The organism is Acinetobacter sp. G11, assembly GCF_049808495.1.
In the GTDB taxonomy this organism is placed as follows: domain Bacteria; phylum Pseudomonadota; class Gammaproteobacteria; order Pseudomonadales; family Moraxellaceae; genus Acinetobacter; species Acinetobacter kookii.
In genome coordinates this window covers 1-14,683 of the sequence record NZ_JBNCAT010000049.1, presented here as the reverse complement: position 1 = coordinate 14,683, position 14,683 = coordinate 1, and the positions used below count along the sequence as shown (strand labels likewise).

Annotated in this window: 18 protein-coding genes and 2 pseudogenes; 12 read left to right on the top strand and 8 right to left on the bottom strand. The window is 41.0% G+C overall.

The genetic code is table 11. From position 1 onward, the window contains the following. Nucleotides 1–293 precede the first annotated feature (293 nt). The 8 genes and pseudogenes from ACPUEY_RS13310 to ACPUEY_RS13275 all read left to right on the top strand — a co-directional run bounded on the left by ACPUEY_RS13310 (nucleotide 294) and on the right by ACPUEY_RS13275 (nucleotide 6,917). Entirely contained in the window at nucleotides 294–758 is a 465-nt protein-coding gene (locus ACPUEY_RS13310) for a MarR family winged helix-turn-helix transcriptional regulator (protein ID WP_425122374.1), read from the top strand. 437 nt (nucleotides 759–1,195) lie between these two features. Then, entirely contained in the window at nucleotides 1,196–1,663 is a 468-nt protein-coding gene (gene ybaK, locus ACPUEY_RS13305) for a Cys-tRNA(Pro) deacylase (RefSeq protein ID WP_425122373.1), read from the top strand. 245 nt (nucleotides 1,664–1,908) lie between these two features. Next, nucleotides 1,909–3,127 (top strand): annotated as a pseudogene (locus ACPUEY_RS13300) (MFS transporter). Between the two features lie 212 nt (nucleotides 3,128–3,339). Continuing rightward, nucleotides 3,340–3,969 (top strand): 2'-5' RNA ligase family protein, encoded by a 630-nt coding sequence (locus ACPUEY_RS13295; RefSeq protein WP_425122372.1) that lies wholly within the window; start codon nucleotides 3,340–3,342, stop codon nucleotides 3,967–3,969. Further along, nucleotides 3,966–4,484: a bifunctional adenosylcobinamide kinase/adenosylcobinamide-phosphate guanylyltransferase gene (cobU, locus tag ACPUEY_RS13290; RefSeq protein WP_092819680.1), complete on the top strand. Its 519-nt coding sequence runs from the start codon at nucleotides 3,966–3,968 to the stop codon at nucleotides 4,482–4,484. The genes ACPUEY_RS13295 and cobU overlap by 4 nt, the downstream gene beginning before the upstream one ends. Then, complete coding sequence (gene cobT / locus ACPUEY_RS13285; RefSeq protein WP_425122371.1) at nucleotides 4,484–5,536, top strand: nicotinate-nucleotide--dimethylbenzimidazole phosphoribosyltransferase; 1,053 nt, start codon at nucleotides 4,484–4,486, stop codon at nucleotides 5,534–5,536. The genes cobU and cobT overlap by 1 nt, the downstream gene beginning before the upstream one ends. Before the next feature lie 20 nt (nucleotides 5,537–5,556). Next, nucleotides 5,557–6,171: a histidine phosphatase family protein gene (locus tag ACPUEY_RS13280; protein ID WP_425122369.1), complete on the top strand. Its 615-nt coding sequence runs from the start codon at nucleotides 5,557–5,559 to the stop codon at nucleotides 6,169–6,171. Next, the gene (locus tag ACPUEY_RS13275; RefSeq protein WP_425122368.1) at nucleotides 6,168–6,917 is read left to right on the top strand and encodes an adenosylcobinamide-GDP ribazoletransferase; all 750 of its coding nucleotides are present in this window, start codon (nucleotides 6,168–6,170) and stop codon (nucleotides 6,915–6,917) included. The genes ACPUEY_RS13280 and ACPUEY_RS13275 overlap by 4 nt, the downstream gene beginning before the upstream one ends. Before the next feature lie 68 nt (nucleotides 6,918–6,985). Here the strand turns inward: ACPUEY_RS13275 and ACPUEY_RS13270 are convergent, their stop codons facing one another. Together ACPUEY_RS13270 and ACPUEY_RS13265 are read right to left on the bottom strand one after the other, a co-directional pair. Then, on the bottom strand, nucleotides 6,986–7,678 hold the full coding sequence (locus tag ACPUEY_RS13270; protein WP_092819676.1) for an LrgB family protein: 693 nt from the start codon (nucleotides 7,676–7,678) through the stop codon (nucleotides 6,986–6,988). A gap of 1 nt (nucleotide 7,679) precedes the next feature. Beyond that, nucleotides 7,680–8,114 (bottom strand): CidA/LrgA family protein, encoded by a 435-nt coding sequence (locus tag ACPUEY_RS13265; protein ID WP_092819675.1) that lies wholly within the window; start codon nucleotides 8,112–8,114, stop codon nucleotides 7,680–7,682. A 96-nt stretch (nucleotides 8,115–8,210) separates the two neighbouring features. Between ACPUEY_RS13265 and ACPUEY_RS13260 the strand changes: the two genes are divergently transcribed. Both ACPUEY_RS13260 and ACPUEY_RS13255 read left to right on the top strand, forming a co-directional pair. Continuing rightward, nucleotides 8,211–9,110, top strand: coding sequence for a LysR family transcriptional regulator (locus ACPUEY_RS13260; RefSeq protein ID WP_425122366.1), 900 nt, complete (start codon nucleotides 8,211–8,213; stop codon nucleotides 9,108–9,110). A gap of 171 nt (nucleotides 9,111–9,281) precedes the next feature. Then, complete coding sequence (locus ACPUEY_RS13255) at nucleotides 9,282–9,764, top strand: winged helix-turn-helix transcriptional regulator (protein WP_092819673.1); 483 nt, start codon at nucleotides 9,282–9,284, stop codon at nucleotides 9,762–9,764. Nucleotides 9,765–9,781: 17 nt separating this feature from the next. On the opposite strand, the gene ACPUEY_RS13250 is transcribed toward ACPUEY_RS13255, so the two are convergent. From ACPUEY_RS13250 to ACPUEY_RS13225, 6 genes and pseudogenes are all read right to left on the bottom strand, one after another. After that, nucleotides 9,782–10,093: a TusE/DsrC/DsvC family sulfur relay protein gene (locus ACPUEY_RS13250; RefSeq protein ID WP_261181996.1), complete on the bottom strand. Its 312-nt coding sequence runs from the start codon at nucleotides 10,091–10,093 to the stop codon at nucleotides 9,782–9,784. A 13-nt stretch (nucleotides 10,094–10,106) separates the two neighbouring features. Then, nucleotides 10,107–10,391, bottom strand: a complete 285-nt coding sequence (locus tag ACPUEY_RS13245; protein ID WP_261181949.1) for a DsrH/TusB family sulfur relay protein — start codon at nucleotides 10,389–10,391, stop codon at nucleotides 10,107–10,109. A gap of 20 nt (nucleotides 10,392–10,411) precedes the next feature. Next, nucleotides 10,412–10,762, bottom strand: coding sequence for a hypothetical protein (locus ACPUEY_RS13240; protein WP_425122365.1), 351 nt, complete (start codon nucleotides 10,760–10,762; stop codon nucleotides 10,412–10,414). A 42-nt stretch (nucleotides 10,763–10,804) separates the two neighbouring features. Then, nucleotides 10,805–11,173: a sulfurtransferase complex subunit TusD gene (tusD, locus tag ACPUEY_RS13235; protein WP_425122364.1), complete on the bottom strand. Its 369-nt coding sequence runs from the start codon at nucleotides 11,171–11,173 to the stop codon at nucleotides 10,805–10,807. 452 nt (nucleotides 11,174–11,625) lie between these two features. Beyond that, nucleotides 11,626–11,855: pseudogene (locus ACPUEY_RS13230) on the bottom strand (transposase); the annotation flags it as partial. A gap of 145 nt (nucleotides 11,856–12,000) precedes the next feature. Then, entirely contained in the window at nucleotides 12,001–12,381 is a 381-nt protein-coding gene (locus ACPUEY_RS13225; protein ID WP_425122363.1) for a MerR family transcriptional regulator, read from the bottom strand. Nucleotides 12,382–12,482: 101 nt separating this feature from the next. Here ACPUEY_RS13225 and ACPUEY_RS13220 point away from each other — a divergent pair, with 101 nt between their 5' ends. Then, nucleotides 12,483–13,559: an SDR family oxidoreductase gene (locus ACPUEY_RS13220; protein WP_425122362.1), complete on the top strand. Its 1,077-nt coding sequence runs from the start codon at nucleotides 12,483–12,485 to the stop codon at nucleotides 13,557–13,559. A 48-nt stretch (nucleotides 13,560–13,607) separates the two neighbouring features. Next, nucleotides 13,608–13,829, top strand: coding sequence for a hypothetical protein (locus ACPUEY_RS13215; RefSeq protein WP_425122361.1), 222 nt, complete (start codon nucleotides 13,608–13,610; stop codon nucleotides 13,827–13,829). The last annotated feature ends 854 nt before the right edge of the window (nucleotides 13,830–14,683 follow it).

Here is a 14,683-nt window from a genome sequence, read left to right as displayed (position 1 = left end):
TAGTTCATGATGCAACTTTGACTTTGGTCGGTCGGAAGCAAAATGCTAGCTCATCTTGCTTCCTTCCAATAATTTAATCTCTGTTGCACTTCATTTGAGAATCTAAGTTTTATAAGAATTCTGTTGGACAACATTAAATATTTTTGTAGACTTTTTAATCAATTTATAAGAATATAAATGCTTCAAATAAGCAATGAAAATAATTTAATATATTGCTAAAAAAACGACTTTAAAACAGACTTAAGAAATTTAAAATTATTTTAATTAAAACAATAGATTAGGGGTTTTTGACCATGACAAGTAAGTACAGTAAATTTTTTTCCGCAGCATCTGAATTTAATTTAGATAATTTTCCATACTACTGGATTACTCAAGTACATTCTCAATATGTGCAGAATGTGGATCATGCATTAAAAAAATACGGTTTAGACAATTCTCGTCGGCGTATCTTGTTAGCTTTAAAATCAAAGCCCAATGCGAGTGTATCCGACTTATCCGATATGTTGATTTTCAAGATGTCGACGACGACCAAAATTATTTACCGTTTAAAAGATGAAGGCTTGGTAAATACTTATTGTTGTGAAGAGGATGCGCGAATTACCCGTGTCGTTTTAACTCATATGGGCGAGCAAATGGTGGAAAAAATTAACGATCTGAGTCATATCGTTTTAGATCAGTCTTTTGAAGGTTTGACGCCGCTGCAAATTGAAAAAATGTTGGACAGCCTTAAACTTATTTTCAGAAATTTGGCTCATTAATTTTAATCTTATCAATTTAATATCATCAAGAAAGCGTGGATGTCGTATCCACGCGTTCTTTTTCTTGTCGGCTTTGCTCTTTTAAATTAAAAATCATACTTTGATGCACTTTAATTTAAGCCTAGGCATCTCGCTATAGCAGCTTAGCTGGGGAAAATCCGTTCTCCCATTAAAAGAAGCCAGATATCAAGTATCACAATAACGGCTTATAAAAAATGCTGGGTTTGCTTGAAAGTGGAATAGGTGGGGTAGCTGGCATTTGTTTAGGTTTTAGCCGTATCCATCATCTGACTTTTAACATATACATTCTGAAAAAATTTTCAATTTTCATAAACTGATGAAGTTTAAGCACAAATTTAAAATAGCCTAAGCATGCTAAACATTCACTTTTAAAAAGCCTATAATTTATTTAACCTGTTTTTAATATTATCGAAAAAATGACCCCTGCTTGCAAAGTTTTAAAATCAAATAAAATTGAATTCTCTATCCACGAATATGAACACGATGCCAATGCCAAAAGTTTTGGTCTGGAAGCAGCCGAAAAACTCGGTTTGAGTGTTGAAGAAGTTTTTAAAACGCTGTTGGTGACGGATGACAAGAACTATTTTGTCGCGGTATTACCGGTAAATCACCAATTGAATTTAAAGAAAGTCGCGGCAGCAGTCGGCTGTAAAAAACTGCAAATGGCCGATCCGAAAAATGCGGAACGCTTGACTGGCTATCTGGTCGGAGGAATTAGCCCGGTTGGACAGAAGAAACGCTTAAAAACAGTGATCGATGCTACGGCACAAAACTTGCCAAAAATATATGTCAGCGGTGGAAAAAGAGGCCTGGATATTGGCCTGAAACCGCAAGATTTAGCGCAGGTTTTGGGTGCACAGTTTGCAGATGTGCTGGATTGCTAAAATATCAAATGAAGTGATTCTGATTAGCCCTAAAGAAATTTAGGGCTTTTTTTTGTGCAAGTTTTGGTGATTGGCGGTACTGACAAAACCCAGCAAGATGCGATTAAATAGGGTTTTGCTTACCCATACTGAACTTATGGCCAAGGCTCTGATCTGAAAGGTACTATCACATCTTAAAAACACCCGCATAGATTGCCTCTAATTGCTTGTAAATGTAGACCTGTATTAGGAATTAAAAATAAACAATGGATAAAAATAACAAAATCTTTATTGCAGCAAGTCTAGCCAATGTGGCAAGTTTTTCAATGATTTTACCTTTGCTGGCACCTCGGGTTCGCCAATTAAAGCTGTCGGAATTGCAAGGCGGTGCCATGGTATCGGGTGGGGCCTTACTGATGGCGATTGCGGCAATTTATATTTCTAAAAATCAAAATAAATTTTCGATATACCAGTTGCTTAGTCTTGGCTTTATGGGTATGACCATGACCTGGGGCATTTTTACTGTCGTGCTGTTTTATGGCCTGTGGGTTCAGGTCTCGTTAATCAGTCTGTTTGGCTTGCTCATGGCGGAGCGTGCAGGAACAGGGGGATTTATGGCTATGCCGCAAATTGCGCTACAAACCTATGTGATGACCCGTTATACCAATGAACAGCAACGCAGCCAGACCATGTCAACATTTGGTGCCTTAAATAGTGTAGGGGTAATCGTCGGGCCTTTTTTAACAACTTTACTATTGGCATGGGGCATCTTGGCGCCTTTATGGGCTGCGATTATCATTTTAAGCTTAATTAGTCTGGTGATTGTGTTTGGATATGAGCGAAACAGCTCATTGCAATCTTCAAAGCAGGACCCTGAGCTTTGGAAACCCGTCGCGATTTGGACTTTTCCATGCAGCAATGTTTTGTCTGGCTGCTGCTTGGTTTTAGTCTCTATTTGGCAATTGTGACAGTGAATCTGACGGCTGGTTTTTATATACAGGATCATTTTCACATGAGCATTGCACAAAGTGCCGTGTACTTTTCCCAGTGTTCTTTAATTGTCGGTATTGCCTTAGTGATTATCAAAGCCTGATTTCTAAGTATCTGCAATGGTCCGTTTATCGCCTGTTATGGGTGGGCCTGCTGTGCATGACCGCAGGACTGCTCATTTCTGTACTGACCGAGCATATCCGTATTTTTCAGTACAGTTATATTCTTTATGGAATTGCAGTGGCATGCCTAATTCCTGCTTTTACCACCGGAGCGGCACAAAATGCACCGAAAACCCTGCAAGCCAAGGTTGCCAGCTGGTGTACTGCAACCCAAGCCTTAAGTTTTGTTTTAGGCCCGATAGTGAGCACCGGCCTGTATCAGTGGCATAAAAGTTATCCCTATTATTTTTTGCTGTGCTTAATGCTGGGTTTAATGATCTATTTTTCAATGCAAGTATTGCTGCAGGAAAAGAAAAATATCATTGAATCATGAGAATATAACAGATGGCTAAAAATTTATCGGGCTGATCTCGAAGAGAGGAATATATAGGGCTATTGGTCTGTAAAAAATAGCCGTTCGCAGTAGAAGGTGCTGAAAGAGCTGAATAAATTTCAGCACAGGCTGAATATTGTTAAACCAATACTTTAATCAATTGCATCAAATTCATGGTTAAATAACGTAATTGAATTTAATGTGAATTTTACGTGTTTCTGAAACCCTCTATGCCGGTCGTGCCTACGCTTGCACAGGACTATCCTGCGTGGCATAAAGGGCGCACGGATTATTCACTCTGGTATCTGGAAATACAGCAGCCCGAATTGCTGCATTATTTACATCATCTCCGTCAGCACTTTTCCGACTTGCTGTACGCGCCAAATACGCGCCAGTTTCATATCACCTTATTTATTTGCGGATTTTTGACTGCCCACCCCCAGGCTTGGGATGACGATTTTAGCCATCAGCAATTACAGCAGCAGATTGAAATTTTAAGGCCGCAACAAAGATCTTCATTTAAACTGAAGTCCGGACGCTTAAATAGTTTTGAAAGTGCACTTTTTATTGAAATTGAGGATATTGAAGGAAGCCTGGCCGAGATCCGTCAACAGTTATATGCCTGTTCAGAAGAGGTTGCACCCTTACAATATTGTCCGCATATCACTTTGGGTTTATATAAAGATACTATCAATAGTGATGCAGTTTTTGAGCGCATGCAACATATTTCACAGCAGCAATTTGAATTTCAGAACCGGCAATTAACATTTGGAACCTATCATGCACAAACGTTGCAAGGGCCATTAACACCGTACCATCAATTTATTTTGGGTGATGCATGATCCAACTCATTTTAGGCGGCGCCCGTTCTGGCAAAAGTCGTCTGGCAGAACAAACTGCCCAAGATTCAGGCCTGGCTGTAACTTACATTGCAACGGCCCAGGCTTTAGACACAGAAATGCAGCAGCGAATTGCCCATCATCAGATGCAGCGTCCTGCCGATTGGCAGCTGGTTGAAGAACCTTACTTACTGGCGGAGCGATTACAGCAAATTGATGCAGCCAATCAGCTGATCCTGGTCGATTGCCTGACGCTATGGATGAGCAATCTATTGATGCATGAAGATAAAACTCTGCAAGCGACCGAATGTCAAAAGTTACTCGATGTGCTGCCAGGCTTACAATCACAAATCATTCTGGTAAGCAATGAAACCGGATTGGGCGTTGTTCCCATGGGCGAGATCAGCCGCAAGTTTGTGGATGAATCCGGGCGTTTACATCAACAGCTAGGCCAGATTGCCGACAAGGTGGTTTTTTGTGTGGCCGGTTTCCCAATGATTTTAAAAGGAGAGAAATAATGAACTGGTGGTTAGATGCGTGTAAAACGCCAAGTGCAGAAGCCAGGCTTCAGGCTGCAGAGCGTCAATTACAGCTCACCAAGCCGACCGGTTCACTGTCTGAACTGGAAAATGTAGCGATTCAACTGGCCAGTTTGCAGAATAATCCACGTCCCAATATTGATCATCCATGGATTACTATTTTTGCCGGTGACCATGGGGTGATGGAAGAAAACATTTCAGCCTATCCGCAAGCGGTAACCCGGCAGATGCTGCAAAATTTTACCGGTGGCGGTGCGTGCATTAGCGTGATTGCCAAAGAATACAATGCCAAACTGCAAGTCATTGACTGTGGTTCTGTTGGAGATGCCTATGAATATGCAGGAGTAGAACGACATTGCATTATCCCGGGTACGGCCAACTTCGCCAAACAACCGGCCATGACCGAAGCGCAATGTGCTGAAACCATGCTGCTGGGAGCAAAAAGTGTAGAGCAAGCCGTTGCGTCTGGGGCTTCTATTTATGTGGCTGGGGAAATGGGCATTGGCAATACCTGTTCTGCTTCAGCCGTTGCCTGTTTCTTGCTGAATGAGCCTGCCGAGCAATTGACCGGCGTGGGTACCGGCATTCGTGAAGAACAGCTCAATCACAAAAAAAATGTCATTAACCAGGCGATAGCATTGCACAAAGAATATGTAGGCGATGATGCATTTAAAGCCTTGTGCGCCGTGGGTGGCCTGGAAGTGGCTGCAATGGTCGGTGCTTATATTCGCTGCGCACAGCTGGGTTTGCCTATGGTGGTCGATGGCTTTATTACTACGGCATCTGCATTGGTAGCCGTACGCTTAAATCCGGCCGTACGTGAATGGATGCTGTTTGGTCACCAATCGGCTGAATATGGGCATCAGCGTTTATTGCAGGAACTGAATGCCAATCCGTTGCTGAAGCTGAATTTACGTTTAGGCGAAGGCAGTGGTGCCGGGGCAGCTTTAGGAATCATCAAGTTAGCATGCAGCCTGCATAACAATATGGCGACTTTTGCTGAAGCAGCAGTGATAGGCGATAAGGTTTAAGCGGCAGTGCTTTAGGAAAATTGAAGATGTACAGGATTGATCTACTGCGTCATGGTGAAACCGAGCTGAGCCATACTTTGCGTGGCTCGACTGATGATGCCCTGACGGATTCAGGCTGGCAGCAAATGCGCCACACGGTAGATCAGTTCTTAAAAAATAATTCACCTAACCCCTGGGATATTGTGTTTAGTTCGCCTTTGCAGCGCTGCGCTTTATTTGCAGATGAAATTGCCAGCAATTTAAGGCTTGAACTTATACTGGATCGAAATTTACAGGAAATGCATTTTGGCGATTGGGAAGGGATTTCTACGAAAGAGATCTATGAAAAGCAGCCGGAGGCATTGGTGCAGTTCTGGGAAACGCCAACCCGATTTAGTCCACCCAATGCAGAAACCATGCAGCAGTTTCAGCAGCGTATATTAAATGCGCTGCAACAGATTCAAGGTTCCATGCAGCAAAATCAATTTGTACATGCAATGGTAGTTACGCATGGCGGTGTGATTAAACTGTTAAAATGTCTGGCATTACAGCAACCCCTAGATAATATTTTAAAAATGTCTGCCGAATTGGGGCAATTCAATCATTTTATTTTGCATGATGATTTAAGCCTTGAATATGTGGAGCAATCCGGATGACGCCATTTTTTATTGCGCTGCAATTTTTAACCACATTTCCGGTTCAATTAAAACAGATGCCGAGCAAACAGCAAAATGCTCAATCTTTGCTGTTTTATCCTGTAATTGGGCTGATAATTGGACTGATTTTATTTGCACTTGCCCATCTTTTACAGGCGATTCCCGTCATTTTATTGAGCAGCTTAATTTTAGTACTGTGGATCTGGCTGACTGGTGGGTTGCATCTGGATGGCCTGGCAGATACGGCCGATGCCTGGGTTGGCGGATTTGGTGATGCTGAACGTACTTTAAGCATTATGAAAGATCCAAGCTGCGGACCCATTGGCGTGCTCAGCTTGATTATTCTGTGCCTGCTGAAATGGTCTGCGCTGTATATATTATTGCAGCAGCACTTATATTCAGCCCTGATTTTATTTCCGCTATTGGGTCGTTTAGCGCCGTTATTTTTATTTTTAACCACCCATTATGTGCGCGAAAAAGGTTTAGGGTCTGCAATTGCAGAATGTATTCCGAAAACTGCCGCCCTTATTGTATGTGCATTAAGTTTGCTTGCATCGGTATATTGGGGATGGGCTGGCATCATGAGTGCCATAGTGATGACAGCTAGCCTGCTGTATTTAAGACACAAATTTATCCAGCGTATTGGTGGTATTACCGGTGATACGGTAGGGGCAAGTATTGAAATTTGCGAGGCGGTGAGTTTTTTGGGCTTCGTTGTAGCGAGTTTTTATTTAACCCTCACATGATTTGAAAATGGGAAGTGAGCAGCCTGATCATCTCGACAGCATCACTTCCGTATCATGGGCATTGTCATTTATAAATAAGTGACGACCATGGAAACAATTGCGGGTCCAAGCAGCACCATAAACACGCCTGAAAGAACCATGGTCAAGCATGCGACCACGCCTTCCTCACGATGACGCATAAACGCTTTACTGGTCCCAAACCCATGCGCTGCATTACCAAAAGATGCACCCTGAGCAAAACGTGAATTGAGTTTAAGTGCCAGTAGAAGCAGATCGCCCATGGCTACGCCGGCAATTCCGGTAATCATGGTAAATAAAATCACCAGTTCAACCGAACCGCCTATATGGGAAGTGAGTTCCATGGCAAAGGGCGTAGAAATAGAACGGGCCATTAAACTATAAGATGTGGCCTGGTCAAAATGAAATACTCTTGCCAGATAAAATGCGCTGATCACCCCGACAATCATGCCCACCACAATGCCTAAACCAATTGACAATGCATGTGCCTTAATGACTTGACGATATTCATAAATCGGAATGGCAAAGGCAATGGTCGCAGGTCCCAACATCCAGATCAGCCACTGATTTTCCAGCATATAGGTGTCGTAGGAAATATTGAAGGCCAGCATCAATATCATCAGGATAAAGGGCACAAAAATACCCGGTGCTAATAGCATATAGGGATATTTTTTATGCAGTTTTTTAGCCAGTACATAACAGATGAGTGTCCCGATAAAACATATAAACGCAGTCAGGTTCATGTTATTTCCCTTGTTCTAACAGGTGTCGGGATTGTGATTTATGCTTTAAACGGTCTTCCAGTTTAAAGCCGAAATATACGCTATAGGCGGTAGCCAGCATCACGCAGAAAGTGCCGATGACCACCGATAAAATCAGTTGCCAGCCTTGAGTTAAAAGCAGGTCTTTATATTTAATGATGCCAACCACACAGGGAATAAATAACAGCACCAGTTCACCGAGAATAAAATCTGAACCGGTTTTAATCCATTGCAGTTTAAACAGGCCGCTCAGCAAAGCCATGAACACCAGTAACAGGCCAATAACCCCAGCAGAAACCGGTAAATCAAGCGCTTGTTGAATGAGTGAGGAAAGCCACCAGATGAGGATCAGCAGGCTAAGCTGTAGCACAACCTGGGCAATATAAATTGGTTTAGAAGATCGTGAGGAAGTAGACATAATCAGCAAATATAAAAACTTGAAGTTATTTTAAATTTGACCCTGTGCTCATATTATGAATAATAAAAAAAAGATTATGCTTAAATGGAATAATAGGTGGATATCAAGAGTCTGACCATGTTCGTTAAAATTGTGCAATTGCAAAGTTTTACCCGAACAGCTGAGGAGATGTGCCTGACCCAACCCACCATCAGTAAGGCCATACATCACCTGGAACAGGAAATTGGGGTGGCTTTATTTCATAAGGGAGATGCCGGGCGTAAGCGTGAGGTTGCCTTAACCTATACCGGTGAACAGGTGTACCAGCATGCTTTGGTCATACTGGAACAGCAACAGCGTATTTTTGAAACCGTAGCTAAAATCCGCCAGCTCAAACAGGGCAAATTAACTTTGGGTTTACCGCCATTAGGTTCTGTTTTACTGAGTAGTTTAATTGCCAAGTTTCACAAGCAATATCCACATATCGAATTAAGTTTTCTGGAAGTCGGTGCTGCTGCAATTGAAGAGGCCATTTTGGCGAAAAAAGTCGATGTGGGCATTTTACTGGGGCATTTAAAACCTGTGCTGAGTGGTATTCCGATTATGGATTCGCCCTTATGTCTGCTTTCTCGAAAAGAAACCCAGTGGAAGAGCCGACAAACCGTAAAATTGATTGAATTAAAAGAAGAGTCTTTTTTACTTTATGATGATTCCTTCAGTTTAAACAATGTGATTATTCAGGCAGCGAATTACGCCGGTTTTGAACCGCATGTGGTCTGCAAAAGTAGCCAATGGGACTTTATTGCCAAAATGGTCGAATCGGATGTCGGGATTGCTTTATTACCCAAAATTTATTGTGAACAGCTGGATCAGAAAAAATATAACATCAGCCTGCTGGAAAGCCCTCATCTAAACTGGACGCTGAGCATGGCCTGGAATACCACTGTTGCCATGAATCCAGCCACGCGAGCATGGTTAAAAATTATTGAGGAAAATCAGGATGAAATTCATTTTTAAACAATATTTTAAACAAGATGTTTGGTAAGGAAAGGGCACTAAAAATATGCTCTGGCTACAGGTTAAATCTGGAAATTTGAACTAAACTTTATGCAGATTCAGATTACATGTCTTTTCATCTTCACAGGAATACGGTAACTTTTCTGAGCTAACTTTTGTTGATGATTTTTTATGAAATGGGATGAGATTGGAACGCAACCATGTTCAATTGCCAGAACCTTATCGGTGATTGGTGATCGCTGGACATTATTGATTTTGCGCAATGCCTTTTTGGGCACGCGCCGTTTTGAATCCTTTCAACAGAATTTAGGCATCACCCGGCATGTATTGTCAGAACGTTTAAAGCGTCTGGTCGAACATGGCATATTGAAAAAAATGCCTTATGTGGAGCGTCAAGAACGCTACGAATATCATCTTACTGAAAAAGGTCTAGCACTTTATCCAATTTTAATGTCTATGGCGCATTGGGCAGATCAGTGGATGAATGAAGGTTTAGGACAGCCCATGCAATATATGCATAAAAGCTGTGGTCATAAAATTACCCCGCGACTGGTGTGTTCCGAATGTCATGAAACCCTACATGCCAAGCAGGTTAAAGCTGAATTGACGCAAGATTATTACGACTATCTGGAACGACACAAAATATCGTCCTGAATCTTGAGCTTCAGAACTTATAGGCAATTCGGCGGTTTCGGAATACCGGCCAGACGGCTTAAATGGCGTGCCACCAGACCGGTATTAAATTGCTCTTGCAAAATGGCATTATTAATCTCGGCACTGACAGTTTTCATCAGGAATTTGATCAGCGGGCGTGTTGCCGGTGAATGCCCAAACTGTTGGTAAAACTGGCGTACCGCATGCAAAACCTCAAAATGCCATGCTGTAAGTTGCAGCTCCAGAGTATTGGCTAATTCTTGAGCCACGGCTTCATTCCAAATGGTGTAATCGACGAGGTGACCATCTTGATCGAGTTCTAAATTCATCATTAATCTCAAATTAGTTCAAGCGAATACAGCGGCTATGGTCCAGGCAGAGATCTGCAAATTCTGCATAAGAAATCATCTTTAAATTTTCGGTGGTTTGTCCTGCCAGAATTTCCGCATCGGTGTCCAGTACATAGACCTTGTTCAATGCTTGCAGAAAAGGATGCTGCAGTTGCAAGACCGATTCACCCATCATCACAACCGTATCTTCAGGGCTGTAAAGCTGTTGCAATTTGCTCAAAACATTCGGGGTTGCTGAAAAAGTACTTTGCACCAAATATAAGCTTTTATTTGACATAATCAGTTTACTCTTCAACTTTACCAGTACAGCACAAAATCAAAACTTTGAATGAAATCAGGATTTAACTCAACAAATTCAATCTCCTGTTGAGCATTGGCTACAAAGTGTGAATGTTGATGTTTATTTTCAATCAAAATCGGGCTAAGGTCATAAAATTCAAAGCTATCGACCATGTTGGATGCCACTTTAAAGGCATGTTTAAGCTGCTCGAAATGCAATTCGGCATTGAGTAAACTTAAGGCGGCATCTTGCAGTAAAACTTTTACTTCACAACCAAAAGTTGCCAGTACCATGGTGGCAGACAGGCTTTCATGCACCTGCAAGTTGGCCAGATTGGCTTGGGTCAGAATAACGAGTACAGATTTCACACAATTTACCTTTTAAAAGCCACAAATACCAAAAATATCGTCTTAGAATTGAATCAGACGTTGTGTGGATTGCACTGCATCGGCAAGTTCACCCAGACCAACCAGTTCAAAGCCTTGCGCAAGATTGTGTTGGCTAATTTGATGTCGTTTGGCATTTTCCTCATCGCTAATACCACGCGCCAAAGCAGCACTTACACATACCGGTAAGCGAATTGCCAGTTTTTGCCATTCTTCAGTCAGGTTACGCTGATCGTCTGGAACCCATTGCAAGGAATTGGCTACAGTGACACCGTCCTGATAAAAAAACACGCGAAATGCCCGGTTTTTAGCGTGCAAGGCCTGAGCCAGACCCAAGGCATGCCAGGCATAGATCGAGGTCGGAGCGGAGGTAATTAGTAATAAGGTACTCATCGAAATTCACTTGAAGAATGCCCAATCCAATATTGAAGCATCCAAACTTCATAAGAAAAGGGTAGTATACAATGATTTTAGAGGGTATCTAAAGAATTCAGCACCGGATGTTAAAATTATTTTAAAAATAATTTTTTAAAAACAATATGTTATTTGGGTGAATGAAAATTAAAAGTCATAAAACCTGGTTTTTATCTGCACGGAATTACCTGTATTTCCTTTTACTGTATTATCCATAGAATAAAAGCCAATCTGCACAAGAAAAATGAAACTCGAAACCCATACAACGTGGGGCAGGTTGGCGTATCACGGTCACTTTTGAAAACAAACGATACTCAGTAACCAGAAATACAGCATAAGAATCTGGTCACTGGGCATCAATCAAGCGACTAGGACTTAAAACAGATAAGGCTAATCTTGAGCAGGGAATTAAGCCAGCATATCCATTTTTTTGTCGTGTAGTCTGGTGCTATCCAATCTAATCGACAAAGTTTAATGAGGCTCTGAACAGAGCCAGTGAAGTGACCATTCGTAAAGAGAGTCGAAATAGAGACTTAATTATAAGACAGCATTGAATAGCAGCATCGGAATAGGTTTGATTTCGTCCGTGTTTATCTTTTGCTTATGCATACCATTGAGTATTGGCATCAAACCAGATCGAGAGATTTCCTCGATTCATCAGAGATTATTTGTACATTTGCCAGTTAGAGGTATGATAGATTTTAAGCGTAGGCTTATTCATTTGAGAATTATATTGCTGAATAAGCCCTTAACGATAGATTTGTGCAACACAGCCGTTCTTTTATAAATGATCTTTTAATTAATCATCAAAGTGAATCGTAAATCACATCACAGCCTTTTTTGAATGGGCAAGGTTTTCTCTCCATCAGGTTTTCCAGCATCATCTGCATCTGCTGCAATTGCTCAATCTTCTCCCGAACTGTATTGAGCTTATCTTGCAGAATTGCTTGAAACTGTTCGGCAGGAATTTCACTTTCATTCGCCAAATGGATGATCTGCCTAATCTCAGCAAGAGTAAATCCCAGATTTTTCGCAACCTGTATTAGCTGCAGCTGCTGCAGCGTTTGTTCAGGATAATCCTTATAGCCGTTATTGCGAACCAGAGGGTGGATCAGCTGCATTTTTTCATAAAAACGGATGGTATCCCGGCTCATATTCATCTGTTGTGATAATTCACCAATCAGCATGTGTAAAGTCCCTTTAGGATTAATTTTTTAAAAACTGCTTGACCATAGAGTGTACTCCATACTTTAGCTTAAGTATGAACAATTCGACTGATTACACATTTATGCACATTTCAAATCAGACAGCCCTCGTAGTAGGCGCAACAGGCTTTATCGGTAAATTTCTCATAGCACGCCTGCTTAGAGATAATGTTCAGGTATTTGCCTTATGCCGTAATATCGATCAGCAGGCCCCACAGCTTCAGCAATGGCTGACACAGCAGGGCATTGTACATCAACAGTTAAATTTCATTCAGGGCGATATTACCCTGCCCAATTTAGGGCTGTCTAAGCAGGACTGGCTGCAGCTCAAAAAGGTCAATTATCTTTATAATACCAGCGCCTTATTTGCATGGCACTTAACGATGCAGCAAGCTAAGGCAGTCAATGTTGATGGGCTGGAACGATTGCTGGCTTGTGTCAGCAGGCATTGCCAATTAGAAAGGGCAGTACATCTGTCAGGCTATATGCTGACTTTGGATGCGCACTTACAGGCAGCGGGTATTTATCGCGAGAATATTGGGCAGACTGATTGGCCACAGGTCTATGCCAGATTGGGGGCGTATGAAGCGTCTAAAATACAAGGGCATTTCACTTGGATTAAACATGCCAATCAGCATAATATCCCATGGACAGTTATCCACCCAGCCACTGTTATTGGTGATGAAACAACCGGAGAGATTCCATCTCATCAACCGATTGCACATCTAATCCGGCAAGTGAAACAAGGAAAAATGACGGCTATTCCTGGAACGCGGCAGCACTCGTTGCCATTAGTTTCGGTCACGATGCTGGTTGAGGCTATAATTCATGCTGCCCAAGATCCAAGTACGCATCAGCAGGAAATTCTAGTGGCAAATCCAGAGCGAGTTTCCTTTCCGGAATTGATTCAGATGATTGCACAGCATCTGCAGGTCAAGGCGCCGCGCCACTTTATTTCACTAAAATTACTTCAGCCGATTTTAAAATGGCAATGGTTAGCGCGAAAACTGGATATGTCTACGGAAATGCTGAATTTCCTTAGAACCGAGCAGCTGGATTTAGAACGGTTTATCACATTGAATCAACATTGGAATATTCCAAATACCGATATCAAAAGCAAAATAGCAAAGACAGCGGCATGGGTTAGCCGCCCATCCTGAAAAAGAACAAGTCCTTAAGTGAGCCGTTAAGAAGGCATTTTAACCAATATGAAATACCTTCCTCTTGCTTATTTAGATTTTTTAACATCAGTTTGTTTGAATTCATCATTACTGTTTTTGGAATTTTCAGTCTTTATATTTGTGGATTCAGTTGGAAAATCCAGATTGTGGAGAATGGGCATTGCCAATGCTGAAACAGATGTAAAGGGAGATAGTATTATTAAGATTGCGAGAAAATTGCGTTTTGAACCGAACATAATATTGCCTTAAAAATAAAATAAAGAATATTTAATCTAACTGATTAAATAGTTATTTGATTTAATAGAGAATATTATGATTTGAATATCACCAAAACTTGGTATTTTATATCATGTAGAGTAGTGCTTATGTCTAATAGGAAATATATTGACATCAATTCTGAAACTAGATTAATAAGGATGAATAATCTGCATTGGTGTTATTAAAGCCCTCAATTGAGGGCTTTTATATTAAAAAATTGGTTCAGAATTTTGCATAAACAGAGCGCCATTTGGTGCTTTATTTAGTGAAGGACTTTTATATCTTTCACATCGTAAATTTGAAAATTCCTATTTTTATCAGTCACTAGACACATAGATTTTAAACAGATGTTGGTGAGGAACAGTTTTTCCTTGATATCTCGACCTTTGACTTCAACCAAAGGATAACCTCTACTGGAATAGGTTTTCTTTTCAATTGAAATTAAAGCTGAATTGAAGTCACTCCTAGCTTTAGTTTTTCCATCCTTTATAAACTTTACCCAATATTTAATACATTAATAATACCTGGCAATAGCAAAAGTAAAATTGAGTAATGAATGAAAAATGAGAAATCAAAAGATGGCTATGTGTGTCTAGAATTTTGGTGGTTATTCACTATAAATTAATTCATTGAGAATATTATAAAAGTTTATTGACCTTGGTCTAACTCCATAGTTTTAAATAAAGATAATTAAAATGAGAGAGAACATTATGGAAGAATTATTGAAAGAAACCCTGAATAGCCACCAAAATTCTAGACACACCTAACCATCTTTTGATGGGCCTTTTCATAATCTAATGGAGAACGCTGACCATTGGAACCATGTCTGCGTTTTGAATTGTAGA